Source organism: Nocardia sp. NPDC003269, assembly GCF_042888005.1.
In the GTDB taxonomy this organism is placed as follows: domain Bacteria; phylum Actinomycetota; class Actinomycetes; order Mycobacteriales; family Mycobacteriaceae; genus Nocardia.
Genome location: NZ_JBIAPA010000001.1, coordinates 1,154,548 through 1,180,366 on the forward strand (window position 1 = coordinate 1,154,548; position 25,819 = coordinate 1,180,366).

20 protein-coding genes and 1 tRNA gene are annotated in these 25,819 nt (G+C 70.5%); 18 read left to right on the plus strand and 3 right to left on the minus strand.

Features of this window, described 5'->3' with window-relative positions; genetic code table 11:
- Nucleotides 1-437: 437 nt before the first annotated feature.
- Nucleotides 438-2,273: a DUF4407 domain-containing protein gene (locus tag ACFYWJ_RS05280; protein WP_355283814.1), complete on the plus strand. Its 1,836-nt coding sequence runs from the start codon at nucleotides 438-440 to the stop codon at nucleotides 2,271-2,273.
- A 152-nt stretch (nucleotides 2,274-2,425) separates the two neighbouring features.
- On the opposite strand, the gene ACFYWJ_RS05285 is transcribed toward ACFYWJ_RS05280, so the two are convergent.
- Nucleotides 2,426-3,943 (minus strand): MFS transporter, encoded by a 1,518-nt coding sequence (locus ACFYWJ_RS05285; protein WP_355283817.1) that lies wholly within the window; start codon nucleotides 3,941-3,943, stop codon nucleotides 2,426-2,428.
- An 81-nt stretch (nucleotides 3,944-4,024) separates the two neighbouring features.
- Here ACFYWJ_RS05285 and ACFYWJ_RS05290 point away from each other — a divergent pair, with 81 nt between their 5' ends.
- From ACFYWJ_RS05290 to ACFYWJ_RS05315, 6 genes are all read left to right on the plus strand, one after another.
- Complete coding sequence (locus ACFYWJ_RS05290; RefSeq protein ID WP_355283819.1) at nucleotides 4,025-4,570, plus strand: TetR/AcrR family transcriptional regulator; 546 nt, start codon at nucleotides 4,025-4,027, stop codon at nucleotides 4,568-4,570.
- 176 nt (nucleotides 4,571-4,746) lie between these two features.
- A complete protein-coding gene (locus tag ACFYWJ_RS05295; protein WP_355283822.1) occupies nucleotides 4,747-6,351 on the plus strand; it encodes an adenylate/guanylate cyclase domain-containing protein in 1,605 nt (534 codons plus the stop codon).
- 214 nt (nucleotides 6,352-6,565) lie between these two features.
- The gene (locus ACFYWJ_RS05300) at nucleotides 6,566-7,450 is read left to right on the plus strand and encodes a hypothetical protein (RefSeq protein ID WP_355275404.1); all 885 of its coding nucleotides are present in this window, start codon (nucleotides 6,566-6,568) and stop codon (nucleotides 7,448-7,450) included.
- Nucleotides 7,447-8,526: a DUF4129 domain-containing protein gene (locus ACFYWJ_RS05305; RefSeq protein WP_355275402.1), complete on the plus strand. Its 1,080-nt coding sequence runs from the start codon at nucleotides 7,447-7,449 to the stop codon at nucleotides 8,524-8,526. Before ACFYWJ_RS05300 ends, ACFYWJ_RS05305 begins: the two co-directional genes overlap by 4 nt.
- Entirely contained in the window at nucleotides 8,523-9,509 is a 987-nt protein-coding gene (locus tag ACFYWJ_RS05310; RefSeq protein ID WP_355275401.1) for an AAA family ATPase, read from the plus strand. The genes ACFYWJ_RS05305 and ACFYWJ_RS05310 overlap by 4 nt, the downstream gene beginning before the upstream one ends.
- Before the next feature lie 4 nt (nucleotides 9,510-9,513).
- The gene (locus ACFYWJ_RS05315) at nucleotides 9,514-10,809 is read left to right on the plus strand and encodes a DUF58 domain-containing protein (protein WP_355275399.1); all 1,296 of its coding nucleotides are present in this window, start codon (nucleotides 9,514-9,516) and stop codon (nucleotides 10,807-10,809) included.
- A gap of 78 nt (nucleotides 10,810-10,887) precedes the next feature.
- Here ACFYWJ_RS05315 and ACFYWJ_RS05320 read toward each other — a convergent pair whose 3' ends face one another.
- Nucleotides 10,888-11,634: an RDD family protein gene (locus ACFYWJ_RS05320; RefSeq protein WP_355275397.1), complete on the minus strand. Its 747-nt coding sequence runs from the start codon at nucleotides 11,632-11,634 to the stop codon at nucleotides 10,888-10,890.
- A gap of 18 nt (nucleotides 11,635-11,652) precedes the next feature.
- Here ACFYWJ_RS05320 and ACFYWJ_RS05325 point away from each other — a divergent pair, with 18 nt between their 5' ends.
- From ACFYWJ_RS05325 to ACFYWJ_RS05340, 4 genes are all read left to right on the plus strand, one after another.
- Nucleotides 11,653-12,687 carry a stage II sporulation protein M gene (locus ACFYWJ_RS05325; RefSeq protein ID WP_355275395.1) on the plus strand — a complete coding sequence of 345 codons (1,035 nt, stop codon included), beginning with the start codon at nucleotides 11,653-11,655 and terminating at the stop codon, nucleotides 12,685-12,687.
- 738 nt (nucleotides 12,688-13,425) lie between these two features.
- A complete protein-coding gene (locus tag ACFYWJ_RS05330; RefSeq protein ID WP_355275394.1) occupies nucleotides 13,426-14,049 on the plus strand; it encodes a methyltransferase domain-containing protein in 624 nt (207 codons plus the stop codon).
- A gap of 78 nt (nucleotides 14,050-14,127) precedes the next feature.
- Complete coding sequence (locus tag ACFYWJ_RS05335; RefSeq protein ID WP_355275392.1) at nucleotides 14,128-14,976, plus strand: alpha/beta fold hydrolase; 849 nt, start codon at nucleotides 14,128-14,130, stop codon at nucleotides 14,974-14,976.
- Nucleotides 14,973-15,509, plus strand: coding sequence for a TetR/AcrR family transcriptional regulator (locus tag ACFYWJ_RS05340; protein WP_355275390.1), 537 nt, complete (start codon nucleotides 14,973-14,975; stop codon nucleotides 15,507-15,509). Before ACFYWJ_RS05335 ends, ACFYWJ_RS05340 begins: the two co-directional genes overlap by 4 nt.
- A gap of 55 nt (nucleotides 15,510-15,564) precedes the next feature.
- On the opposite strand, the gene ACFYWJ_RS05345 is transcribed toward ACFYWJ_RS05340, so the two are convergent.
- Nucleotides 15,565-15,650 (minus strand) — tRNA-Leu (locus ACFYWJ_RS05345).
- 219 nt (nucleotides 15,651-15,869) lie between these two features.
- On the opposite strand from ACFYWJ_RS05345, the gene ACFYWJ_RS05350 reads away from it, so the two are divergent.
- The 7 genes from ACFYWJ_RS05350 (at nucleotide 15,870) to pknB (ending at nucleotide 25,784) form a co-directional block, all read left to right on the plus strand.
- Nucleotides 15,870-17,282: a DUF3662 and FHA domain-containing protein gene (locus ACFYWJ_RS05350; RefSeq protein ID WP_355275388.1), complete on the plus strand. Its 1,413-nt coding sequence runs from the start codon at nucleotides 15,870-15,872 to the stop codon at nucleotides 17,280-17,282.
- Nucleotides 17,283-17,450: 168 nt separating this feature from the next.
- The gene (locus ACFYWJ_RS05355; RefSeq protein ID WP_355275386.1) at nucleotides 17,451-17,927 is read left to right on the plus strand and encodes an FHA domain-containing protein; all 477 of its coding nucleotides are present in this window, start codon (nucleotides 17,451-17,453) and stop codon (nucleotides 17,925-17,927) included.
- Nucleotides 17,924-19,372, plus strand: a complete 1,449-nt coding sequence (locus tag ACFYWJ_RS05360; RefSeq protein ID WP_355275384.1) for a protein phosphatase 2C domain-containing protein — start codon at nucleotides 17,924-17,926, stop codon at nucleotides 19,370-19,372. Before ACFYWJ_RS05355 ends, ACFYWJ_RS05360 begins: the two co-directional genes overlap by 4 nt.
- Nucleotides 19,372-20,844, plus strand: a complete 1,473-nt coding sequence (locus ACFYWJ_RS05365; protein ID WP_355275382.1) for an FtsW/RodA/SpoVE family cell cycle protein — start codon at nucleotides 19,372-19,374, stop codon at nucleotides 20,842-20,844. The genes ACFYWJ_RS05360 and ACFYWJ_RS05365 overlap by 1 nt, the downstream gene beginning before the upstream one ends.
- On the plus strand, nucleotides 20,841-22,307 hold the full coding sequence (locus ACFYWJ_RS05370) for a penicillin-binding protein 2 (protein WP_355275381.1): 1,467 nt from the start codon (nucleotides 20,841-20,843) through the stop codon (nucleotides 22,305-22,307). Before ACFYWJ_RS05365 ends, ACFYWJ_RS05370 begins: the two co-directional genes overlap by 4 nt.
- A 37-nt stretch (nucleotides 22,308-22,344) precedes the next feature.
- A complete protein-coding gene (locus tag ACFYWJ_RS05375; protein ID WP_355275378.1) occupies nucleotides 22,345-23,883 on the plus strand; it encodes a protein kinase in 1,539 nt (512 codons plus the stop codon).
- The gene (gene pknB / locus ACFYWJ_RS05380) at nucleotides 23,880-25,784 is read left to right on the plus strand and encodes a Stk1 family PASTA domain-containing Ser/Thr kinase (RefSeq protein ID WP_355275376.1); all 1,905 of its coding nucleotides are present in this window, start codon (nucleotides 23,880-23,882) and stop codon (nucleotides 25,782-25,784) included. The genes ACFYWJ_RS05375 and pknB overlap by 4 nt, the downstream gene beginning before the upstream one ends.
- The last annotated feature ends 35 nt before the right edge of the window (nucleotides 25,785-25,819 follow it).

Genomic DNA, 25,819 nt, shown 5'->3' on the forward strand with positions numbered 1-25,819 from the left:
AGCTGAACTCACCTGCACCGCAGCAGAATTCCCAGACAATGCGCAGGTCAAACCTGCGCGCTCCGCTAACCGGGACAGAACCGGTGAGATATTTCCGACAGCGGCTCCGACGTGGCATCGCAGCCATCCGACCGTACGGTCTGTATCACGATTGTGCGACACAGCACACTGCTGGCTAATTCTGGAACAGTGGCGTTCGCCACAAAGGGGCCTCTACCAACCGGTAGGTACGGATCGCCGGGGTCGACACGCCGAGGTGGCCTGGGCATGTGACCCACACCGTCGGCTCGCGACGATGCCGGGGCCCTACTACTGTGAGGCTGACCACAAGGGGGTCCTCGACACTCGGTGTGTCGGGTCGCTGCCTGTCACGCTGACACAACGAATCCATGACAGTTTCGCCATGCCCAGTGGAGCGCACGACCCGGGAGAACCCAATGACCGGCACACTCACCTGGCTCGGCGGAGGCCTCGCCTCGCCCCGGCGCCGGGATCCCGAAACGGGCTCCGACCTGGCCTACAACCATGAACAGGGCGGCTACGTCGTCACCGGTGCCGCCGTGCTGCTGTTCGCCGCGGTCGCGGGCATCGTCACCGCCGCCGCCCTCGCCGCCGCCGACGGGATCGGCGCGTTCGCCGTCGTCGCGCTCGCACTGGTCGTCGCCGTGGCCGCCGCCGCGCTCGGGCGCGCGCTGGCCACCACCCGGCCCGGCGCCACCGACCGGGTCGGCACCGCCGCGCGGATCGGCGTCGGCGTGCTGGCCGGCGTGCTCGTCGCCGAGCTGGCCTCGACCGTGCTGCTCGGCGGCACCGTCGACCGGGAGCTGGACGTGCGGGCGCAGGCGAGCGCCGAGCAGGCGCCGGGCGTCGTCGCCGCGCGCACCGAGTTCGACCGGGCGAGCGCCGACCGCGCCGCGTTGGACGTGAGCATCGCCAAAGCACAGGCAGACATCGACCGCGCGCTGGTCATCGCCCGGTGCGAGTACAACCCGACGCCGGAGTGCCCGCAGACCAGGATCACCGGCGTCCCCGGCCGCGGGCCCGAGGCCCAGACCGCCAACGACATGCTCGACGACTCCCGGAAACAGCTCGCCGCCGCGCAGGCCCGCACCGACCAGCTCGACCAGCGGGTCAGCACCGAGACCGCCGAGCTGGCCGCCGCCCGCGCCACCGCGTTCGCCGAGGCCGACCGTGGGCTCGGCGCCCGCTGGATGGCCATGAACGGCTACACCACCGACCACGCCGGGGCCGCCGCGCTGCGCGTGCTCATCCTGCTGGCCGGTGTCCTGCTCGCCCTGCTTCCCCTGCTGCTGCGCTGGTGGCGGGGGGAGACCTCGCTGGACCGCCGGGTCGATGCCGAAGAGGTCGCCGACCGGGCCCAGCGCGATGCCGACGCCGCGATCGCGGTGAAGCGGGCCGAGGTGCGCACCGAGGCGGCCGCCCTGCGCGCCGACCACGAACTCACCGCGGCGCGCCTGGCCATCGAGGCCGACACCGTCATCGATCGGGAACGTCAGCGCACCAGGATCATCGCCGCCATCGGCGGTTTCGAGCTCGGGATCACCGAGCCGCATCGAAAGGACGACTCCGTGGCTCTGGAGCCGAACGTCTCCCAGCAGCAGCTGCCCGCCGGGTACCTGCCCAACGCGCTGCCCGCGGGCGCGCCGCAGGCCGGTGCGCTGGTCCCCGCCCAGCCGGTGGTCGCCGCCGCGCCCGCGCAGGCGCCGACCGGGGGCGGCGGACTCGAGCTGCCGATCATCGGCACCGTGCCGTTCACCGACACCGCGGCCCGCTGGATCCGCCCGCTGGTGCCCTCGTTCGTCGCCAACGCGATCGACTCGGCCACGCACCCGCTGCGCACCGCGCGGCAGGCGTTCGAGGAGGTCGAGGAGGTCACCTTCACGCTGCGCCGCAGCCGCAAGGTCACCGTCGACACCCAGGACTCGCAGGCGCAGCAGCAGCAGATGATGGTGCCGCCCGGCTACCAGCTGCCGGGTCAGCCCGCGCAGGGCTACCTGCCCGCGGGCTACCCGCAACAGGGTGCGCCGCAGTACAACCCGTACGCCCAGCAGATCGCCTCGACCGTCGTCGACGCGCCGTCGACCAGGTACCACCCGGACCCGCGCCAGTACCAGGCCGCGCCGACCTACACCGCGCTGCCCGCCGGTCAGGGCAATACCCTGCCGACCGCCGACGGCTACGGCGAGCTCCCCGGCGGCAACGCCAACGAGCTCCCCGGCGGCGGTCAGCGTCAGCTGCCGCCCGCCCGCTGATACACGGGTCGGCGACGAGGGCCTCGCCGAAGTCGGCGCCGACCCGCTCGGCAGGGCCTTCACGGCCGTCCGACCGACCCCGCCCGGGGCCGAGGCGATCTGGCGAAAGCAAGCCGCCGTGGGGCCGGATCGATACCGACCCCACGGCAAACTCACGCGCGGGTGTTCTTTGTGCGCACCGCGCTGTAGGCGGCGAACAGCAGCACCGCGACGATGCCGAGCACCGTCAGGTGGATACCGCTGACGAACGCCTGGTGCGCGGAGGACAGGAACTCCTGCGCCACCGTCGCCGGGAGCTCACGGGCGACCTCGACCGCGCCGCTGAGCGAACCGGACGCCGTCGCCACCGCGTCGTCCGGCAGCAGTGACAGGTCGAGACCGCGGCGGAAGATCGCCATCACGGTGCTGCCGAGCAGGGCGACGCCGAGCGCGAGACCGGTCTCGTAGGCGGTCTCCGAGATCGCCGCCGCGGCACCGGCGCGCTCCGCCGGGGCCGAGCCGACGACCAGGTCGGCGGCCACCGTCATGGCCACACCGGCGCCGAGGCCGATGCCGACGAAACCGAGCACGAACGCCTCGGCGCCGCTGACGGCGTCGACCAGCAGGAAGGCCGCCGTGCCGAGCGCGGTCGTCACCAGCGCACCGGCCAGCACGACCGCGGCGCGCCAGCGCCGCACCAGCCACGCCGCGGCCAGCGAGCCGAACACGCTGGCCGCGAGTCCGGGCAGCATCAGCAGACCCGCCTCCAGCGGCGAGCGCCCGAGCACCAGCTGCAGGTACTGCGAGCCGAAGAACAGCACACCGGCCAGCGCGAACACCGCGAGCAGGTTGGTGAACACCGCGACCCGGAACCGGGGCAGCGCGAACAGCCGCAGGTCCAGCATCGGGTCGGCCAGGCGACGCTGCCTGCGCACGAACAGCACGCCCGCGAGCACACCGGCCAGACCGACCAGCAGCGGGGCCACCGCCGGGCCGTGCGCGGCGGTCTCCTTCACCGCGTAGACCACCGGGACCAGCGCCAGCATCGACAGCACCGCGCTGAGCGCGTCGAACCGGCCCGGATTCGGGTCCCGCGATTCGGGGATGAGCACCGGCGCGAGCGCCAGCAGCACCAGCATGACCGGCAGGTTCACCAGGAACACCGAGCCCCACCAGAAGTGCTCGAGCAGCCAGCCGCCGACCAGCGGACCGGCCGCGGCGCCACCGCCCGCCATCGCGCTCCACACGCCGATCGCCAGGGTGCGCTGCCGCGCGTCCTGGAACATCGAGCGGATCAGGCCCAGCGTGGCTGGCATCAGCGTGGCACCGGCGACACCCTGCAGCACGCGGGCCGCGATGAGCATCTCGGGCGAGACCGCCCAGGCGGCCAGCGCCGAGGCGATGCCGAAGCCGACGGCGCCGATCAGCAGCAGCCTGCGCCTGCCGATCCGGTCGCCGAGGTTGCCCATCACGACCAGCAGACCGGCGAGCACGAAGGAGTAGACGTCGATGATCCAGAGCAGCTGCGGTGTGCTCGGTGCCAGGTCGGCGCTGATCGCGGGCACGGCCAGGTCGAGCACGGTGGCGTCCACGGCGAGCAGCAGCAGGGCGAGAGCCAGCACACCGATGCCGGCCCACTCGCGCGCGGTGGCATGCGGCGGAGCCGAGGCGGTGGTGACGGGGGTGTTCATCGGTTTCTCGACTTTCTGAGTTGGTAAACCGTCCAGACGGTACAGTAACAGAGAAACCGTCCAGACGGTACAGTGATCGCCGTGAGCCCCGGCACCCGCGACCGCATCCTCGACGCCCTGGAGACCCTGCTGCTCGAACGCGGCACGGCCCAGATGACCCTCGACAACGTCGCCGCCGCGGCGGGCGTGTCCAAGGGCGGGCTGCTCTATCACTTCCGGAGCAAGGACGCCCTGCTCGTCGGCCTGGTGGAACGACTCGGTGAACGCGCCCACACCCAGCTCGCGGAGATGCGGGCGGGCGGCACCCCGGTCGCCGAGTGGTACCTGCAGACACCCGACCCCACCTCCCAGGCCGACGCCGTCGAACTCGCGCTGTACCGCTCACTGCTGGCGACCATGCGCACCATCGACGCCTCGGCGGGCAGCGAGCCCGACGAGGTGCAGACCGCCCTCGACGGCGTGATGACGGCCTGGTCGGACGGCCTCGACGACGAGGTGGACGACCCCGTCCGCGCCGACACCATCCGCCTGGTCGGCGACGGGGTCTACCTGCGCGCCCTGCTCGGCCTGCCGCAGCTCGATCCCGCCCGCTACCGCGCCGTCGCCGACCGGCTGCTCGAGCGCTGAGTACACATTTTCAGTGGACATATGTACTCCGAAACGAAATCGGCGGGCGCGGAACGCACACGATGCCGTATCGCGGCGGAAAACAGACCACTGACTGGTCATATAGCCGACAACATCGTCCAGTGACCTGGGCTACACATTGTCGCTGTGCCCGATACTCGGTTTACAGTGCGTGAGTGATCCACAGCAACGGACCGAAGGGCGCGGCGCCGTGGGGCTCACCGCTGCTCGGTCCGGTCGAGGAGAAGTCGTCCATCCGGCGGGTCCGTGTGCAACTGCTGCTGACCGTGCCGTTGCTCGTGGCCAACCTGATCGGCATCGCGATGATCGTGGTGCTCGCCGGCTTCGTGCTGCCCGGCCCGACCGTCTTCACCAGGCAACTGCTGCTGATCAACGCCGTCTTCACGCCGCTGTGCGCGGTCGTCGCGCTGGCCGTCGGCACCGTGTGGGGCACCGTGGCGGGCTTGCGCACCATGCGCTGGGCCACCGACCCCGACCACGTGCCGACCCCACCCGAGCAGCGCGTCGCGGTCTCGGCGCCGCGCTGGATGGTGTTGCAGCAGGCGGCGCTGTGGTCGCTGGCGCTGGTCACGCTGACGATCGTCTACGGCGTGGCCGATCCGGCGCTGATCCCCAAGGTCGTGCTGTCCATCGGCGCGGCGGGCATCGTGGTGTGCGCCAACAGCTATCTGATCGTGGAATTCGCGCTGCGGCCGGTGACCGCGCGGGTGCTCCAGGCCGACCCGCACCGCCGCCGCGGCATCGGCGTGTTCGGCCGGACCATGCTGTCGTGGCTGGTCGGCGTCGGTATCCCGGTGGCGCTGTCGATGATCGTCGCGGTGTGGGCGCTGGCCGATCCCGCGGTGAGCAAGGCCAGGCTGGCGGTCTGCGTGCTCAGTCTCGGCGGTTCGGCGCTGCTGTTCGGAATGCTGCTGATGGCCCAGGTCGTGGCGGCGACGGTCGCCCCGATCAAGGGGGTGCGCCAGGCGCTGCGCCGGGTGGAGGACGGCGATCTCGACACCGAGGTCACCCTCTACGACGGCACCGAACTCGGTGACCTGCAGAGCGGTTTCAACCGGATGGTGCACGGCCTGCGCGAGCGCGCGCTGATCGAGGACCTGTTCGGCAAGCACGTCGGCCACGATGTCGCGATGGCCGCGATCGCCTCCCAGCCGGTGCTCGGCGGCACCGAGACCGAGGCCGCCGCCCTGTTCATCGACATCATCGGCTCGACCACCATGGCCGCCACCCGGCCCGCCCCCGAGATCGTCGGCATCCTCAACCGCTTCTTCGACATCGTCGTCGACGAGGTCGAGCGGCACGGCGGCCTGCTCAACAAGTTCGAGGGCGACGCCGCCCTCGCCGTCTTCGGCACCCCTGCTCCCCTGCCCGACCTGGCCGGCTCGGCCCTGTCCTGCGGCCGCGCCATCCAGCGCAGGCTGCGCGACGCCTCCGACCTCGACGCGGGCATCGGCGTCGCCGCGGGCCGGGTCGTCGCGGGCAATGTCGGCACCCACAACCGCTACGAGTTCACCGTCATCGGCGACGCCGTCAACGAGGCGGCCCGCCTGTGCGAGCTGTCCAAGAACTACGACGAACGCCTCCTCAGCTCGGCCACCACCCTCGCCCGCGCCGCCGACTCCGAAACCGCCCACTGGAACCTGGGCGACACCGTCACCCTCCGCGGCCGACTGACCCCCACCCAACTGGCCGTCCCCAGACTCTCCGCACGCACCCCGGACCCGACCACCGCGACCGCCCAATCGACCGAGATGCACTGAGTCGGCCCGAACAGCAACTGTCCGCCTTCCCAACCCCGCACGCCCCGACCTCGAGGAGGGGCAGGCCGACGAAGTCGGCCGTCGCGGCCGTCCCGCCGATCAGGCGCCGTGGCGTACGCGACGAAGGAGCAAGCCACGGTGCCTGATCGGCGGGACAGGAGGGGCCGCGACTCGAGCGCGCCAGCGCTCCAACAACACAGCTAGACTCGCCGACGTGCGTCCCGCCGTCGAAGCGGTCGGCGCCGTCGGGGCGGGAACCGATCCGGCACCGGCGTCCACGCCGGCGCCGCACTCTCCGCCGACGGTACCGATCCGGCCCCTGCGTTTCCGCGAACTGCTCGACGAGCCGTTCGCCCTGATCCAGGCCCATATCCGGGCGCTGGCGGCGCTCGGTGGGAGCGTGCTCGTGCTGGCCGTGCTCGGCGTGCTCGGGGTGACCGGCCTGGTCTCGCACCTGACCGACGGCTCCGACGCGGGCACGGCGTGGGCCGCGATCCTCGGTTCGGCGGCGTTCATCTGGCTGTCGCGCCTGGTGCTGCGCGGCGCGACGGTCGCGATCGCACTCGCCGATTTCGGCGGGGTGCGCTACGGCGCGCTCGCCGGGGTGCGGGCGGCCGCGCGGCGCGCCGGTCCGCTGGTGCTCGCGCAGATCATGTTCTCGCTCACCGGCATCGGTGTGCTGCTGGTCGGCAGCCTGCTGATCATCACCTATCCGCTGGCCCTGCTCTGGTTGTCGCACGTGCGGGCGCGGCGGTTCGTCACCGAGCCGGTGATCGTCGGCGAGCACGCCGGGTTCGGCGCGGCGATCGCCCGGTCGAAAGAGCTGGTGCAGGGCGCGGATTGGACGGTGGCCGGCCTGTGGCTCACCCAGCGGGTCATCTTCGCCGTCCTCGCGGTGCCCGCGTTCGGCGTGCCGTTCTATCTGTCCGACTTCTCCGGCACGCATCGCTGGGCCTTCATCACGCTGCTGGTCGGCGGTCTGCTGCTGGTGGTGACGGTCGGCGAGATCGTCGAGGCGACCAGCCGGGCCGTCTGTTACATCGACCGGCGGTGCGCGCGGGAGGGGATGGACATCCGGATTCCAGGTGAGACCCGGTGACCGGCAAGCCCTTTCCCGACCAGGGCGCCCCGCCGCCGGAGCGGTCCCTGGTGCCACCGCACGGCGCGCCGGCGCCGCCACGTCTCGGTGCCGCCGCCGAGCATCGCGCCGCCGCCGAGCAGGCCGCGCATCGCCGTGACTACGACAGCGCGCTGCGGGAACGCTTCCGCGCCGTCCTGCGCGCCCTCGAACAGGGCGGCACGCTGCCGGTCCGGCGTTCGCGCACCGCGCAGGAGACGGCCGACGACGCGACCACCGCGCTCCCGCTGGAGCAGTCCACCGAATTGCACCCGGCGGCGCGTAGTTTCGACGAGGTCGTCTACGGCGGCCGCGCCGCCACCGAGGACGAGTACCGCAGGCTCGAATACGCCGACCGGTACTCCCAGTCCGCGCCCCCACCGGTCGCCGAACCGGTCGAACTCGAGGTCGTCGAGCGTGAGCCCAAGCGCCGCAGGCAGCTGCCGCCGCTGCCCGCGCTGCTGCGCAGTCCCAAGTTCTGGGCTACGGTCGCCGCCGTCCTGGCGCTGAGCCTGCTGCTGTACGCGACGCTGCAATCGTGCGGCGCGCCCGACGCGCCGCCGCCACCCGAGATCCCCGACCTGCCGGAACCACCCGATCCGCCCGATGATCCGGACTACGACCCCGACTTCGGCGCCGGCAAGGACTCGATCTTCACCAGCCTGCCCGCCTGGCTGGCCTTCGGCGGCTTGCAGCTGCTGATCGCCTTCGGCGTGCTGCTGTGGTGGCGCGGACGCAGGCGCGGCGCGCTCGTCGGCGAACCGCGCCCGGTCGAGGTCGCCGCGAACGAACTGCTCGCGGGCCAGGCAGGCCTGTACCGTCGCTCCGGCGATGTCGAGCACGTGGCCGGCACCCTGCGCACCGCGACGCTGCGCCGGATCCGCCCCCGCCTCGGCGCCCGTGACCTGACCGACGACCAGCTCGTCAGCACCACGGCGGCCCGCCTCGGCGTGCCCGCCCAGCAGATCGGCACCGTCCTGTTCGGCCCGGTGCCGGACGAGACGACCCTGTATTACGTTGCCGCACACCTCGAATGGATCGAGACGGAGCTCGGATGACCGACAACACTGTTCTGCAGAAATCGCCGAGCGCGGCCGAGGCCGGTGCGGCGCTGGCCGCGCTGCGCACCGAGATCGGCAAGGCCGTGGTCGGCAACGACCAGGCCGTGCTGTACCTGGTGCTCGCGCTGCTGTGCCGCGGCCACGTGCTGCTGGAAGGCGTGCCGGGCGTGGCGAAGACGCTGCTGGTGCGGGCGCTGGCCACCTCGCTGGCGCTCGACCACGCCCGGGTGCAGTTCACGCCCGATTTGATGCCGGGCGATGTCACCGGTTCGCAGATCTACGACCCGCATTCGGCCGAGTTCACCTTCCGGCAGGGCCCGGTGTTCACCAACCTGCTGCTGGCCGACGAGATCAACCGCACCCCGCCGAAGACCCAGTCCTCGCTGCTGGAATCGATGGAGGAGCGCCAGGTCTCGGTGGACGGTCAGCCGCGACCGCTGCCCGATCCGTTCGTCGTCGTCGCGACCCAGAACCCGATCGAGCAGGAGGGCACCTACCCGCTGCCCGAGGCCCAGCTCGACCGGTTCCTGTTCAAGGTCGACATCCGGCTGCCCGACCGCGACGACGAATTCCGCATCCTGCAGCGGCACGCGAGCGGCTTCGATCCGCGTGATCTCGGCGCCGCCGGGCTGCGTCCGGTGGCCGGTCCCGAGCACATCGCCGCCGCGCGCGCCGCGATCGCGCAGGTGACGGTGAGTCCCGAGGTGCTCGCCTACATCGTCGACCTGTGCCGCGCCACGCGCAGCTCCCCCGCCGTCGCGCACGGCGCCTCCACCCGTGGCGCGACCGCGCTGCTGGCGGCGGCGCGGTCACTGGCCTGGCTGAACGGACGCGGCTACGTGACGCCCGACGACGTGAAGACCGTGGCGGTCGCGGTGCTGCGGCACCGGCTGCAGTTGCGGCCCGAGGCCGAGCTGGACGGGGTGAGCACCGAGGGCGTGCTCTCGTCGTTGCTGGTCTCGGTGCCGGTTCCGGTGTAGCGGCGTGGTCGTCACAGGCCGGTTCGCGCTGCTCGCGGCGATCGCGGGCGCGCTGGTGATGTTCCTGATCCCGTCGTGGGTCGGCGTGGTCGGCGCGAGCGCGGCGCTGCTCGCGCTCGCCGTGTTCGACATCGCCCTCACCGCGCGGGCCGACACGCTCACCCTCACCCGCGATCCGCTGACGGTGGTGCGGCTCGGCCGGGCCACCGAGGTGGAACTCGTCGTCACCAATACCGGCACGGCCACCGTGCGCGGGATGCTGTGGGACGCCTGGCCCGACAGCGCGCGGGCCGAGTACCGCACCCACCGGCTCGACCTCGCGCCGCGCACCCGCCTCCGGTTGCGCACCGGACTCACCCCCACCTATCGCGGTGATCGGGTGGCCGGTCCCGTCACGGTGCGGCTGCTCGGTCCGCTCGGGCTGGCGGGCAGGCAGTCGCGCGTCGAGGTACCGGCCAGGGTGCGCGCGCTGCCGCCGTTCCGCAGCGAGCGGCTGCTGCGGTCGAAGGTGAAGCGGCTGCACCATCTCGAGGGCCGCAATGTCGCGAACACCCGCGGGCAGGGCACCGAGTTCGACTCCTTCCGCGAGTACGTGGCCGGCGACGACGTGCGCAGCATCGACTGGCGCGCCACCGCCCGTGCCGCCGACGTCCTCGTGCGCACCTGGCGGCCCGAACGCAATCGGCACGTGCTGATGGTGCTCGACACCGGCCGGGCCAGCGCGGGCCGCGTCGGCGACGGCACGCGCCTGGATTCCTCGATCGAGGCCGCGCTGCTGCTCGGTGGACTGGCCGCGGCCGCGGGCGACACCGTCGACCTGCTCGCCTACGACCGGACGGTGCGGGCCGAGGTGACCGGCGCGGGCGGGCATCAGCTGCCGCTGAAACTTATGCACACCCTCGCCGGAGTGACACCGCGGCTTGTGGATACCGACACCACCGGCCTGGTGCGGACGGTGATCGCCCGGGTCCGCAGGCGGGCGCTCATCGTGTGGTTCACCAGCCTGGACGGTCCGACGGTCACCGAGCACCTGCTGCCCGCGTTGCCCACCCTCACCAAGCGGCACCGGGTCCTGATCGTCTCGGTCACCGATCCGGAGATCGCCGCCGCCGCCCGTGATCGCTCCACCGCGGACGCCGTCTACACCGCGGCGGCCGCCGAAACCGTGCTGGCCGAGCGGGCCCTCGTGCAGGAATCGCTGCGCAGGCGCGGGGTCGCGGTGGTCGCCGCCGCGCCCGATCAGCTGCCGGAAGCGCTCGCCGACGAGTACCTGGAACTGAAGCAGTCCGGCTCCCTGTGAGTTGTGGACAACCGAGTTGTCCACCGGTACTCACAGCCCATCCACCGATCGACCAACACGTTGTGCACAGGGCACGGCTCAGCCGCGCGAAACCTGCTGTCGCCGAGCCAGAACCGCGCCGAGGATGTGGTACGGCGGGTATCCCGTCGGCACCGGGCGCCGCACGGCGGCGCAGACCGCCGTCACCAGCTGGGTGCCCAGGTGGTGCTGCGCGGCCGGGGTGAGCGTGCGCAACCTGGTCAGATACTGGCGGACCGCACCGGCCAGCTCGTCGGACAGGCCGCTCGGGTCGAGTTGCGCCGCCCAGCCGCTCAGCCACGGCGGCGCGACGGCGAGCGCGGGCATCGGCAGGTTCTGGCGGGTGTGCACAACCACCGTTCCGGCGAGCACGTCGCCCACCCGCCTGGCGTCGCGCGAGCACAGTGAGCAGATCACCGCGACCGCGCCGAACGCGCCGAGCATCCAGAAATCCACAATCGCCCCGGCCAGCCCGCGGGTCAGCGCGTGCCGGAAATCGATCGGCCCGGCGTCGGCGCGCACCACGCGCAGGCCGAAGGCCAGCTTGCCGATGGAGCGCCCGCGCGAGATCGTCTCGCTGCACACCGGGTAGACCATCAGCACCGTCACGAGGGTGACCACGAAGGTGACGTCGTACCAGGCCGAGTCGGCGTCGGCCGCGATCAGCACCATCACCCCGCCGTAGGCGAGCACGAACGCGAGCGTGAGCTGGATGACCAGGTCGAGCAGAAAGGCGCCCGCACGGCTGGGGATGCGCGCGATCGGGAGCTCGAGCGCGACCGCTTCGCCGGTGGTGAATTCCGCCATGTGGCTAGCATTCCCGATATGGACACCGATGCCTACAGCTGGGCGCATCAACGGTCGTGGCATCGGCTGGATCAGCTGGTCCGCCAGCGCAAGCTGTCCGGCGCGGAGGCCGACGAACTCGTCCGGTTGTACCGGGCGGCTTCGCAACAGCTTGCGAAGATCCAGGGCAGGCCGGCCGATCCCGACCTGGTCGCCGGGCTCAGCGCGCTGCTCGCGCGGGCCAGGGGGCGGGTGCTGGCGGCCCGGTCGCAGCCGTGGCGCGAGGTCGGCCGGTTCTTCACCCGGCACTTTCCCGCGGCTGTGTATCGCGCGTGGCCGTGGTGGGTGGGGGTGACCGCGATCTTCCTCGCCGTCGCCGGGGTGATCGCGATGCTTGTGGACAACTCCGCGGCGGCCCGCAAGGCCCTGGGGATACCCGAGGGCGGCATCGATATCGTCACCGGACCTGGGGGAACGTTCGAGACCTACTACACCGAGCACCCCAACGACGCCTTCGCCGCCCAGGTGTGGACACACAACTCGCTGGTGTCGGCGATCGCGTTGTTCACCGGTGTGCTGATCCTGCCCGCTGTGTACGCCCTGTTCATGAACGCGCTGAATCTGGGGATAACCGGTGGATTGATGTCCGACGCGGGCCGGCTCGAATCGTTCTTCGGCTTCATCCTCCCGCACGGCACGCTGGAGCTGACGGCGTTGTTCATCGCCGGTGGTGTCGGGCTGAAGCTGGGCTGGACGCTGGTCGACCCCGGTCACCGCAGCCGCGCGGCCGCGATGGCCAGGCAGGGCAAGGTGACCGCGACGGTCGCGCTCGGCCTGGTGGCGGTGCTGCTGGTGTGCGGCCTGCTGGAGGGCTTCGTGACCCCGAGTCCGCTGCCCGCGCCGGTGCGGATCGCCTTCGGGTTCGCGGCCGAGGCGGCGTTCCTGTTCTACGTGTTCGGGATCGGGCGCCGGGTGGCCGACGAGCAGGACGCCGCGGCCGCGACGCCCGCCGCCCTGCCCGATCCGGCCGATCGCTGGCTGACACCGACCGCAAAGTCGCTGGACCGGGCCTGAACTCGCATCTGCACGTGCATTTGAACGGCAGGCAACTCTGAGCACACCCCGCCGAAACGGCGCCGGACAATCGGCAGCTACGCGAGGTTACGAGATGGTGTCGAACTCCCCCATTTGAGTTCCGCTGGCCGCAGCGAGTCGGGCTCGAGCTGCGGCCAGCGTTACCGTCAACTGTACACAATCGTTATGCCCATGCAACCCCCAACGCGCAGGTCGGGCGTACTGATTGCGAACCAGCAAACATCTGTGAAGGCACTGATTTTCACAGTCTCAGCTAACTTCCGGCGCCACCTCACAGCGACCCCTACGCACACTGAGAATTCACCTGCGGCAAACCTTCGACAACGAGTCACCCACCCGATGCCACCGCACCGAGTGAATATTCCCGGCGGTTGCCGATGATCATGCAAACCCGCCCGCATAGCCGATCACCTGCGGATACGGCAACAGAATTTCGGTTGCCTGACGCGAATCGCATTAAAAGAGACTTCAAGTTTGTTTACAGGGCTGCAAACAAGATCAGCACCTAGCAATCGAGCGGTAGCACCTGTCACGAGGCCGTAATTTGGACAAATGACCGGTTGCGAACCGGGCGCCGAACACCACGAAATCAGCCGACGAACACCCCCGGATACCGCCCGCTCAGGGCAGTGTGATCTTCGCCTCACCAGGGCCGTCGGCGGTGGTCAGTCAGCCGACATCGCCGCGCTGTCACCCCGCCCGCCTACGATGAGCCGCATGCCCGGGGTCAAGGATCGTCTGCTCACGACCATCGCCGATCAGCTCGGTAATCCGCACGGAATGCTCGGCAAGGGCGTCGCTTTCGTTCTCAATCGGGGAAACCGGCGCGCCATCGCCGAGGCGGTCACCGCGACGGGCGCGGACCGGGGCGCGACGGTCGCCGATATCGGCTTCGGCGGCGGTGTCGGGCTGACGCTGCTGCTCGACCGGGTCGGCCCCGATGGCGTGGTGCACGGCATCGAACCCTCGGCGGACATGCTCGCCCGCGCCCGCTCCGCCGCGGACCCCAGGCTCGTCCTCGCCGAGGGCACCCTCGCCGCGCTGCCGCTGCCCGACGCGAGCCTGGACGCGGCGATCACCGTCAATACCCTCTACTTCCTCGACGATCTGCCCGCCGCCTGTGCCGAGCTGGCCCGCGTCCTGCGACCGGGCGGCGCGGCGGTGGTCGGCATCGGCGATCCCGACGCGATGGCCAAGATGCCGTTCACGCCTTATGGATTCACCCTGCGGCCCGTCGTCGAGGTGGTCGCGGCGCTGTCCGGCGCCGGCCTGACGGTCGAGCAGCGGACGCTGCCGAACCCGCCGATTCCGCATCATCTGCTGATCGCCCGCAAGGGCTGATTCCCCGCCGCTCGGTGAACGGCGATCGCGGCCGTCCGAAGGCTTGACCGACCGGTCGGTCATGGCTACCGTCGGTTCATGGGGCCTGCCGAGACACTGACCGTTCCCACTCCGTTCGGCGACATCGCGGTGCATCTGCGCGGCCGGTCGCCCGGGGCGGCGCCGGGATTGCTCCTGCTGCACGCGAATCCGGGTGATCACCGCGACTTCGACGAGATCGTGCCCGCGCTGGCACCCGACTGGGCGATCGCGGCCGTCGACTGGCCCGGCTCGGGCGCGTCGACCGTGCGGGACCCGGAGCTGATCACCATCGACGCGCTGGCCGAGGTGAGCGTGCTGGTCGCCGCGGCGCTGTCCGCGCGCGGCTTCGGCGCGCTCACGGTGATCGGCAACAGCGCGGGCGGATACGCCGCGGTGCGGCTGGCCGAGCGCGCGCCGGACCTCGTACGCGGGCTCGTTCTCGTGCAACCGGCCGGGTTCGCCCCGCTGAACGCGTTCACCCGGGGCTACTTCCATCTCGTCGCGAGCCGCGCGATGGCGGGCCGGTATGTCGTGCCGAATGCGCGGATGTATCTGGGTCCGCTCGATCGCGGCGGGGTGCGGGCCATCTTCGATCGGGCGGTGGCAGTGCCCGGAGATCCGGTGCGGCTGGCCGTATATCGCAGTCTCTGGCGCAGTTTCGACGATCCGCGATTCGATCTGCCCTCGACGGGGCCACTGCTGGCCGGTGTACCGGTGCAGGTGGTGTGGGGACGCAACGATCCGACGAATCCGTGGCTGCTGAACCGCCGCGGCGTCGCCGTCGCCCTGCCGCACGCCGCGGTGTCGGTGATCGCCACCCGGCACGAACCGTTCGCCGAGGCGCCCGCTCTCTTCCTGGACACGGTGCGGGACTTCCTGACCGCCTGTGCTGGAGTGGGGTCATGAGATCGGCCGAGCCGGGACGCCGCGCGCTGCTGGCGGCGGGCCGCAGCCTGCTGTCCACCGAGGACCTGACCAAACTGTCGGTCAACGCGATCGCCGCCAGGGCGAACATGGCCAAGGGCAGTTTCTATCAGCACTGGCCCAGCCGCGAGGCCTACTTCGTCGCCCTGCACCGCGCCTTCCACGACCACCTCGACGACCTGGTCACCACCGCCATCGCCGACCTCCCACCCGGCGAGCCCCGCCTCACCGCGGGCATCACCGCCTACCTCGACGGCTGCCTGGCCGACCCGGCCACCAAGGGCCTGCTCGTCCAGGCCCGCACCGACGCCGGCCTCGCCCCCGAGGTCGCCACCCGCAACGCCAGCGCCGCCGCCCTCGTCACCGCCGACCTCACCGCCATGGGCTGGGACGACCCCACCCCCATCGCCACCCTCCTGGTCGCCGCCATCGCCGAAACCGCCCTCCAGGAACTGGCCACCACCACCCCGTCCCCACCCCTGCGCGAAGCCCTCCTCCGCCTCGTCCGCCGCTGACGAACACCCCCGAAAACGACGAGAGGCCCGATCCGGATGGATCGAGCCTCTAGTCTGGTGGGCGAAGGGGGACTTGAACCCCCACGTCCTTACGGACACTGGCACCTGAAGCCAGCGCGTCTGCCATTCCGCCACTCGCCCGAGCGACTGGAAAAATCTAACATGCCTCGCCGCTGAAAATAAAATCGACCCTCTGACCTGCGGTGATGCGAGCGGATTCGGCTCGGGAACCGGGGCGGTTCGCCGGGAGTTACAGGGTTGGAGGATCGTGGATATCATGCAAGGAACGTGGTCGGGTCCGGACACGCCGTAACCAGCGTGTCGACCTGGTCGGACACGCGCACCGAAGGGAGGGCTGTGATGGGCATCGTGTCGAGATTCGAGCGTCGCCTGCAGGGCGCCGTCGGTGATGTGTTCGCGAGGGCGTTCGGCGGCAGCGTCGTTCCCCAGGAGGTGGAGGCCGCGCTGCAGCGCGAAGCCGCAGATCAGATCCAGGATCTGGGCGGCGGGCACAAGCTCGCCCCGAACAGTTACGTGATCACGATCAACGAATCCGATCACGGAAAACTCGACGCCGATCACGACCTCACGACCAAGGCGTTCGCCAAACATCTGCAGGATTACATCCGCGAGCAGGGCTGGCAGACCTACGGCGAAGTACACGTGGCGTTCGAGGCATCACCTACGCTGCACACCGGAATGTTCAGAGCGAGCGGCCGCGTCGACCCCGACGCCGGTCGCGGGACCGCCCCACCTCGCCCCGAACCGCCACAACGACCCGCACACCCGCAACCAGGAGCTGGCCCCATGACGCACAACTCAGGCTACGAGCCGAGCCGAGAGCCCGCGGAGTCCGATCCACGCAATCGCGGGTACGCGCCGCCGCCCGCCGGCCGAGGTGCGGCTCCCGGCGGTGCCTACCCCGACGAGTACGGCCAGCAGGGCGGTTACGGCGCCCAGCCGGGCTACGGCGACGCCGCGTACGGCCAGCAGGGTGGCGAGTACCAGAACGGGTACGACAACGCGGGCGGTCAGGGTGGCTACGGCCAGCAGGGCGGCTACGGCGCCCAGCCCGGATACGGCGAGCAGGGCTACGACCAGCAGGGCGGGTACGGCCAGCAGGCCTACAGCCAGCAGGGCGGGTACGGGCAGCAGGGCTACGCCGAGCCCGGTTACGACCAGCAGGGCGGCTACGGCCAGCAGGGCTACGACCAGCAAGGCGGCTACGGCCAGCAGGGTGGGTACGGCCAGCAGGGGTACGCCGAGCCCGGTTACGACCAGCAGGGCGGCTACGGCCAGAACGGTTACGCCGACCAGGGTTACGGCCAGCAGGGCTACGCCGAGCCGCAGCAGGGCTACGGCCAGCAGGGCGGTTACGGCCAGGAGGAGCAGCAGGGCTACGGCCAGCAGGGTGGCTACGGCGCCCAGCCGCAGGGCTACGGCCAGGCGCCCGCCGCCGGTGCCGGTTACGGCGCCGCGCAGTCCAGCTACTCGGCCACCCTCCAGCTCGACGACGGCAGCGGCCGCACGTACCAGCTCCGCGAGGGCAGCAACATCATCGGCCGCGGCCAGGACGCGCACTTCCGGCTGCCCGACACCGGTGTGTCGCGCCGCCACATCGAGGTGCGCTGGGACGGCCAGACCGCGATGCTCTCGGATCTGGGTTCCACCAACGGAACCCTGGTCAACGGCTCGCCCGTACAGGATTGGCAGCTCGCCGACGGCGACGTCATCCGGGCCGGACATTCGGAGATCCTGATCCGGATCGTCTGATCCCGTAAGCTGCGCGGTGCAGGTCACGAGTCGACGCCGTCGGCCCTATGATGCTGCCATCACACGCACGGCCCCGACCTCGGGGCCCGCAAGCCAGCACGCTGGTGGGGGTGGTTCGCCCCGCACCTGCCGTACCGACGTACCCGGGCGAACAGGAGGTGGAACGCCGTGCAGGGATTGATCCTGCAATTGACCCGCGCGGGGTTCCTGCTGCTGCTCTGGTTGTTCGTCTGGGCCGTTCTGCGGACCTTGCGCAGCGATATCTACGCGGCATCCGGCATCCGGATTCAGCCGAGACCCGCACGCGGTGCGCGCGGGTCCATCGGGCTGCCTTCCTTCAGCCGAGGCCAGAAGGGCGCCAAGTATCTAGTGGTGACTCATGGTTCACTCGCCGGCACTCGAATCACGCTCGGCACGCAGCCGGTCCTCATCGGCCGTGCCGACGATTCGACGCTGGTACTCACCGACGACTACGCCTCGACCAGGCACGCGCGACTCTCTCAGCGTGGTGACGACTGGTACGTGGAGGACCTCGGCTCCACCAACGGCACTTATCTCGACCGCGCGAAAGTCACCACCGCCGTCCGTGTTCCGCTCGGTACTCCTGTCCGGGTCGGCAAAACTGTGATCGAGCTGCGATCGTGACACTTGTTCTGCGCTACACCGCGCGAAGCGACCGCGGACTCGTCCGGGGCAACAACGAGGATTCGGTCTACGCGGGCGCACGCCTGCTGGCCCTCGCCGACGGCATGGGTGGCCACGCCGCCGGTGAAGTCGCCTCCCAGTTGATGATCGCCGCGCTGGCGCATCTAGACGACGACGAGCCGGGCCAGGACATCCTCGGCAAGCTCGATCGCGCAACGCGTTCCGGCAACGCGGCCATCGCCGACCACGTCGAGGCCGAACCCGAACTCGACGGCATGGGCACCACGCTCACCGCCATCCTGTTCGCGGGCGGCAAGCTCGGCATGGTGCACATCGGCGACTCGCGCGCGTACCTGTTGCGCGAGGGGGAACTCGCCCAGATCACCCGCGACGACACGTTCGTGCAGTCGCTGGTCGACGAGGGCCGGATCACCGCCGAGCAGGCGCACACCCACCCGCAGCGTTCGCTGATCATGCGCGCCCTCACCGGCAACGAGATCGAGCCGACGCTGATCATGCGCGAGGCCCGCGCCGGTGACCGGTATCTGCTGTGCTCCGACGGACTTTCGGACGTGGTGAGCGACGAGACCATCGGCAACACCATGCGCGAGGGCAATACCGACGAGTGCGCCGACCGGCTCATCGAATTGGCGTTGCGCAGTGGTGGTCCCGACAACGTCACCGTCGTCGTGGCCGACGTGATCGATCTCGACTACGGCCAGAGCCACCCGATCGTCGCGGGCGCCGCCTCCACCGAGGAGGAGGAAGACACCCCGCCGCCGAACACCGCCGCTGGCCGGGCCGCCGCGATGCGCCCGCCGCGCGCCCAGCCGCGCCGGGCCGCCGCCGCGCCCCCGCCGCCGGAGCCGAAGTCGCACAAGCTGCGCTGGCTGCTGCTCTCGCTGGCGCTGATCGCCGCGGTCGCCGTCGGACTCGTGGTCGGCTACAAGATGATTCGCAGCAACTACTACGTGGGCGCCGACAACGATCAGGTGGTCGTGATGCGCGGCCTGCCCGGTTCGATCCTCGGCTACTCGATCCACGATGTGGAGCTCACCGGCTGCGTCAACAGCAAGGGTGAGCTGACGCTGGTCGAGGTCGGCGAATCCGCGCCGGCCGGCTGCAAGAAGCTGATGGTCAGCGATCTCAAGCAGACCGGCCGCGATCAGGTCCAGAAGGGCCTGCCGCCGGATTCGCTGGACAAGGCGCGCGACAGCATGAAGCTGCTGCAGAAGGAACTGCTGCCGCCCTGCCCGAAGAAGGAATCGGTGCCCCAGCCCGGCGTGCTGCCCACCGAGCAGCCGCCGGTGACCCCCGGTGGCGCGCCGACACCCGGCCCCGATCAGCCCGCGGCGCCGACCACCACCACGCCTGCCCCGACCACGACGACCGTGCCCCCGACAACTCCGCAGATCTCAGGGGAGAACTGCCGGGTGACGGACTGATGTCCGCTCCGGCACCGCCGTCGGCTGGGGCTTTCCCCAGCCCCCCTGGCGGATTCGCGCCAGCACCACCCCCGTCGACGCGACGCAACCAGGAGTTGCTGCTGCTGGCGGGGGCGGCGGGGATCACGACGGTGTCGTTGTTCATCGTCGAGGCGAGCCAGGAACAGTCGATCACCTGGGACATCGCCAAGTACGGACTGGCTTTTCTCGCGCTGTTCGGTATCGCGCATCTGGCCGTGCGGCGGTTCGCGCCGTTCGCCGACCCACTGCTGCTACCGATCGTGGCGCTGCTCAACGGTTTGGGGCTGGTGCTGATCCATCGGCTCGACCTCGCGGACGCGCAGAAGGCCGCGTACGACTCGAGCCCCATTCCCTCCCCCGATGCCAACCAGCAGATCATGTGGACCGGCCTGGGCATCGTGGTGTTCATCACCCTGCTCATCGTCTTGCGGGACTACCGCACGCTCGCGCGCTACACCTACACCCTAGGCCTGGTCGGCCTGGTCGCGCTGGCGATTCCGGCACTGCTGCCCAGCCGGTTCTCCGAAGTCAACGGCGCCAAGATCTGGATCCGGCTGCCCGGATTCAGCGTGCAGCCGGGCGAGTTCGCGAAGATCCTGCTGATCGTGTTCTTCGCCGGCGTCCTGGTGGCCAAGCGCGATCTGTTCACCGCGGCGGGCAAGCACTTCCTCGGCATGGAGTTCCCGCGCCCGCGCGATATGGGCCCGGTCCTGATCGTCTGGATCGTCTGCATCGGCGTGCTCGTCCTGGAGAAGGACCTGGGCACCTCGCTGCTCATCTTCGGCACCGTGCTGGTGATGATCTACATCGCCACCGAGCGGGTGGGCTGGCTGATCATCGGCGGCGGGCTGCTCGTGCTCGGCTTCGTCTTCGCCTACCAGCTCTTCGGGCACGTGCGGGTGCGCGTCGACACCTGGCTGCACCCGTTCGACGACTACCACAACACCGGCTACCAGATCTCGCAGTCGCTGTTCGGTTTCGCGACCGGCGGGCTGGCGGGCACCGGGCTCGGCAGCGGCCGCCCCAACCAGGTGCCCTTCGCCAAGACCGACTTCATCGTCACCACGATCGGTGAGGAGCTCGGCCTGATCGGGCTCACCGCGGTGCTGATGCTGTTCCTGATCTTCATCGTGCGCGGGCTGCGGACCGCGCTGGCCGTGCGCGACAGCTTCGGCAAGCTGCTCGCGGCCGGGCTCTCGTTCACGATCGCGATCCAGATCTTCGTCGTCGTCGGCGGTGTCACCAAGCTGATCCCGTTGACCGGCCTGACCACGCCGTTCATCTCCTACGGCGGTTCGTCGCTGCTGGCGAACTACGCGTTGCTCGGGCTGCTGATCAAGATCTCCGATGCCGCCCGCGCGCCCGCACCGGTGCGCAAGCGCGGCCCGGCGCCGATCGCCGAGGCGCCGACCGAGATGTTCCGCAGGTCGGAAGGCAGGGCGAGCGAATGAACACTCCACTACGTCGCGTCGCCGTCGCCGTGATGGTGATGGTGGTCGCGCTGCTCGTGAACGCCACCTACCTCCAGGTGGTCAAGGCCGACGATCTGCGCAGCGATCCGCGCAACTCGCGCGTGCTGCTCGACGAGTACTCGCGCCAGCGCGGGCAGATCTCCGCGGGCGGCACCGTGCTCGCGAGCTCGGTCGCCACCGACGACCGGTACAAGTACCTGCGCCAGTACCCGAGCACCCCGCCCGCGTACGCGCCGGTCACCGGCTTCTACTCGATGCAGTACGGCAAGACCGGACTCGAGCTGGCCGAGGACCCGCTGCTGTCGGGCAACGACTCGAGCCTGTTCGGCCGCAGGCTGATCGACATGTTCGCCGGGCGCGATCCGCGCGGCGGCAACGTGCTCACCACGCTCAACCCGATGATGCAGCAGGTCGCCTACGACCAGATGACCTCGAAGGGCTACACCGGCGCGGTGGTCGCGATCGAGCCGAGCACCGGCAAGATCCTCACGATGGTCTCGACCCCCAGCTACGACCCCAACGAGCTGTCGGGCCACGATGGCGCAGCGGGCCGGGCGGCGTGGGAGCGGCTCAGCACCGATCCGAGCCAGCCGATGCTCAATCGCGCCGTCTCGCAGACCTACCCGCCTGGCTCGACCTTCAAGACCATCGTCACCGCGGCCGCGCTGTCCAACGGCGTCGCCGGTCCCGACGACCAGTTCACCGCGGCGCCCAACATCACCCTGCCCGGCACCAGCACCACGCTGGAGAACTACGGCGGCAGCACCTGTGGTGACGGGCCGACCGCGAGCCTCTACGACGCGTTCCGCCGCTCCTGCAACACCGCGTTCGTCGAGCTCGGCGTGAAGGTCGGCGCGAGCGCGCTCAAGGACGAGGCCGCCGCGTTCGGCATCGGCCCGCATCGCGGGGTGCCGATCCCGGTGGCGGAGTCGACCGTCGGCCCGATCCCGGACAACGCGGCGCTCGGGCAGTCCAGCATCGGTCAGCGCGATGTCGCGGTGACCCCGCTCGACATCGCGGTGGTCGCGGCGACGATCGCCAACGGCGGCACCAGGATGCAGCCGTACCTGGTCGATCAGACCCAGGCGCCGGACCTGTCGGAGCTCAGCAAGACCAAGCCCGTCTCGGTCGGACAAGCGGTGAGTCCCCAGGTAGCGTCGACCCTGACGAATCTGATGGTCGCCTCGGAGGCCAATACCGCGGGCGGTGGCCGGTCGCCGTACCAGATCGCGTCCAAGACCGGAACGGCCGAACACGGCAGCAATCCCCGTAACACCCCGCCACACGCCTGGTATATGGCCTTCGCGCCCGCCCAGAACCCGAAGATCGCCATCGCGGTGATCGTCGAGAACGGCGGCGACCGGGCGCTCCAGGCCACCGGTGGCTCGGTGGCGGCACCGATCGCCAGGTCGGTGCTGGACGCGGGTCTGGCAGGGGGCTGAACGAAATGAGTGTGCGAGTGACAACACGGGGGCCCCGATGCTGAACAACGGCGCCATGATTGCCGACCGATACCGCCTGCAACGGCTCATCGCCACGGGTGGCATGGGTCAGGTGTGGGAAGCGATGGACACCCGGCTCGACCGCCGGGTGGCGGTCAAGGTCCTCAAGACCGAGTTCTCCGCCGACCCGACCTTCCGTCAGCGGTTCCGGACCGAGGCGCGCACCACCGCCCAGCTGAACCACCCGGGCATCGCAGGCATCTACGACTACGGCGAGACCACCGACCCCTCCGGGGGCGAGACCGCGTACCTGGTGATGGAGCTCGTGCAGGGCGAACCGCTCAACGCGGTGCTGAACCGGATGGGCAGGCTCTCGGTCGTCCAGGGCCTGGACATGCTCGAGCAGACCGGTCGCGCGCTCGAGGTGGCGCACGCCGCGGGCGTGGTGCACCGCGACGTGAAGCCGGGCAACATCCTGGTCACGCCCACCGGCCAGGTGAAGATCACCGACTTCGGCATCGCCAAGGCGGTCGACGCCTCGCCGGTGACCAAGACCGGCATGGTGATGGGCACCGCCCAGTACATCGCGCCCGAGCAGGCCGTCGGCGAGGACGCCACCGCGGCCAGCGACGTCTACTCGCTCGGCATCGTCGGCTACGAGGCCCTCGCCGGCGTGCGCCCGTTCACCGGTGACGGCGCCATCACCGTCGCGATGAAGCACGTCCGCGACGCGCCGCCGCCGATGCCCGCCGATCTGCCCGCGAACGTGCACGAGCTGATCGCCATCACGATGGCCAAGGACCCGACCCAGCGCTACAGCAGCGGTGGCGAGTTCGCCGATGCCGTCGCCGCGGTGCGCGCGGGACACATGCCGCCGCCGCCCGCCGGTGCCGCGCCCCCGATGACCGGCGCGACCAGGGTGCTGCCGCCCGGCCCGACCATGGTGATCCCGGCGGCCGCGGGCGCCGAGTACGACGGCGCGACCATGCGCTTCGGCAACCAGGCTCCGCAGCCGATCACCCCCGGTGGCGGCTACACCGGCCCGGCGACGCAGGCCGCCGCGCCTGCGGCGATCGCGGGCAGCAGCAATGCCAAGAACAACCAGAAGTGGCTGATCGCCCTGGGCGTCGGCGCGCTGCTCCTCGGCGGCGTCGTGCTCTGGGTGCTGTTCGGCGGTGAGCCGAATCGCGACTCCGGCACCACGACCACCACGACGCAGACGACCAAACCGCTGCCCCCGCCGGTGACCACCAAGTCGTTCCCACCGCCGATCGTGCCGCCCACCGAGGCCCCGCCGACGACAACGGAAGCGCCGCGCCCGACGACCACCACCGAGGCGCCGACGACAACGACGGAACCGCCGACCACCACCACGACGCCGCCGCCGACGACCACCACCAAGGCGCCGACGACCACCAAGACCACCAAGCCGACCACCACCACGCCGGCCGGCGGGACGACGACGGTCAACGGCAGGCCCCGCCTGCCCACGCTCGACCTGCCGTTCCCGGACGCCCCGAACGCGCTCGGCCCGAACATCACCGTCGACAACACTCCGCCACAAGGACAGCCATGACGACCCCGAAGAATCTCTCCTCGCGGTACGAGCTGGGCGAGATCATCGGGTTCGGCGGCATGTCGGAGGTGCACAAGGCTCGCGACGTGCGCCTCTCGCGTGACGTCGCGATCAAGGTGCTGCGGGCCGATCTGGCCCGCGATCCCACGTTCTACCTGCGGTTCAAGCGGGAAGCGCAGAACGCGGCCGCGCTGAATCACCCGGCCATCGTCGCGGTGTACGACACCGGCGAGGCCACCGTCGACGGCGGCCCGCTGCCCTACATCGTCATGGAGTACGTCGAGGGCGACACCCTGCGCGATATCGTCCGCGGCAAGGGTCCGCTGGCGCCGCGCAAGGCGATGGAAGTCGTGGCCGACGTGTGCGCCGCGCTCGATTTCAGCCACAAGGCCGGCATCGTGCACCGCGACATGAAGCCCGCCAACATCATGATCAACCGCGCGGGCGCGGTGAAGGTGATGGACTTCGGCATCGCGCGCGCGATCGCCGACAGCTCCAACCCGATGACCCAGACCGCCGCGGTGATCGGCACCGCGCAGTACCTCTCGCCGGAGCAGGCGCGCGGCGAGACCGTCGACGCCCGCTCGGACGTGTATTCGGTCGGCTGCGTGCTGTTCGAGATCCTCACCGGGCAGCCGCCGTTCACCGGCGACTCGCCGGTCGCGGTCGCGTACCAGCACGTCAAGGAGGATCCGCCGCTGCCGTCGTCGGTGAATCCCGGCGTGCCGCGCGAACTCGACTCGGTGATCCTCAAGGCGATGGCCAAGAACCCGGCCAACCGGTACCAGACGGCCGCGGAGATGCGCGCCGACCTGATCCGGGTGCTCGGCGGGCAGAAGCCGAGCGCGCCGATGGTGATGAACGACGAAGATCGCACCACCATCATGGATTACGAGGACGAGCCCGCCCCGCGGTCGTTCCGTGACCGCCGCGACGACACCTCCGAGCAGGCCGCGATCGCGCCGCCCGCCGAGGGCCGCAACCGCACCGGACTGATCGCGCTCGGCGTCGCCGCCGCGCTCGCGGTGGCCTTCGGATTGTTCTGGGTGCTGGTCGGACCGGGCAGCAAGGCCGACCAGGTGGCTGTCCCCGATGTGTCGGGTCAGTCGTCGCAGCAGGCCCAGACCGCGTTGCAGCAGGCCGGGTTCCACGTCGCCACCCAGCAGAAGGCGGACGGCAAGGTCGCCGTCGGCAATGTCATCGCGACCCAGCCGCTCGGCGGTTCGCGGATCGACGAGGGCAGCACCGTCACCATGCAGGTGTCGACCGGCCCCACCCAGGTGCAGGTGCCGCGCCTGTCCGGGCTGACCCAGGCCGAGGCCGAGCAGAAGCTGAACTCGATCGGGCTGACCCTGAGCCCGAACCCGCCGCGCAAGGCGTCGAGCACGGCCGAGACCGACAAGGTGATCGCGCAGGAACCGAGCGCGGGCGTCCGGGTCGACATCGATCAGCCGATCGTGATCACCATCGGCTCGGGTCCCGAGCAGGTCCGGGTGCCGACCGTGGTCGGCCAGGACATCTCGATCGCCCAGCCGAACCTGGTCGACAGCGCCGGGTTCAAGGTCGACATCCAGGAAGTGAAGTCGAGCGCGCCGAAGGGACAGGTGCTCTCCACCAACCCGACCGGCGGCAGCAACGCTGAGAAGGGCTCGACCATCACCGTGCAGGTCTCGGCCGGTGACCGGATCACCGTCCCCGACCTGACCGGACTCACCCCGACGCAGGCGCAGGAACAGCTGCGCGCGCTCGGCTGGACCGGTCAGCTCAGCCAGACCACGGTGATCACGCTGGACGGCAGCGCCTCCGGCAAGATCGTCGGCCAGAGTCCGGCCGCGGGTTCCTCGGTGACCATCACCGGCAACGTCGTGCTGCAGGTGGGTGCTTCGCCGCTACCCCGCTGAGATCGCGAGGTCTCGATTGCGTGGAGAACCCACCT

What these genes read in the sequence shown, in the direction of transcription:
- ACFYWJ_RS05280 (WP_355283814.1), top strand. Translation starts at nt 438, where the DNA reads ATGACCGGCACACTCACCTGGCTCGGCGGAGGCCTCGCCTCGCCCCGG.
- ACFYWJ_RS05375 (WP_355275378.1), top strand. Translation starts at nt 22,345, where the DNA reads ATGCTGAACAACGGCGCCATGATTGCCGACCGATACCGCCTGCAACGG.
- ACFYWJ_RS05340 (WP_355275390.1), top strand. Translation starts at nt 14,973, where the DNA reads ATGAGATCGGCCGAGCCGGGACGCCGCGCGCTGCTGGCGGCGGGCCGC.
- ACFYWJ_RS05370 (WP_355275381.1), top strand. Translation starts at nt 20,841, where the DNA reads ATGAACACTCCACTACGTCGCGTCGCCGTCGCCGTGATGGTGATGGTG.
- ACFYWJ_RS05310 (WP_355275401.1), top strand. Translation starts at nt 8,523, where the DNA reads ATGACCGACAACACTGTTCTGCAGAAATCGCCGAGCGCGGCCGAGGCC.
- pknB (WP_355275376.1), top strand. Translation starts at nt 23,880, where the DNA reads ATGACGACCCCGAAGAATCTCTCCTCGCGGTACGAGCTGGGCGAGATC.
- ACFYWJ_RS05350 (WP_355275388.1), top strand. Translation starts at nt 15,870, where the DNA reads ATGGGCATCGTGTCGAGATTCGAGCGTCGCCTGCAGGGCGCCGTCGGT.
- ACFYWJ_RS05325 (WP_355275395.1), top strand. Translation starts at nt 11,653, where the DNA reads ATGGACACCGATGCCTACAGCTGGGCGCATCAACGGTCGTGGCATCGG.
- ACFYWJ_RS05365 (WP_355275382.1), top strand. Translation starts at nt 19,372, where the DNA reads ATGTCCGCTCCGGCACCGCCGTCGGCTGGGGCTTTCCCCAGCCCCCCT.
- ACFYWJ_RS05285 (WP_355283817.1), bottom strand. Translation starts at nt 3,943, where the DNA reads ATGAACACCCCCGTCACCACCGCCTCGGCTCCGCCGCATGCCACCGCG.
- ACFYWJ_RS05335 (WP_355275392.1), top strand. Translation starts at nt 14,128, where the DNA reads ATGGGGCCTGCCGAGACACTGACCGTTCCCACTCCGTTCGGCGACATC.
- ACFYWJ_RS05320 (WP_355275397.1), bottom strand. Translation starts at nt 11,634, where the DNA reads ATGGCGGAATTCACCACCGGCGAAGCGGTCGCGCTCGAGCTCCCGATC.
- ACFYWJ_RS05330 (WP_355275394.1), top strand. Translation starts at nt 13,426, where the DNA reads ATGCCCGGGGTCAAGGATCGTCTGCTCACGACCATCGCCGATCAGCTC.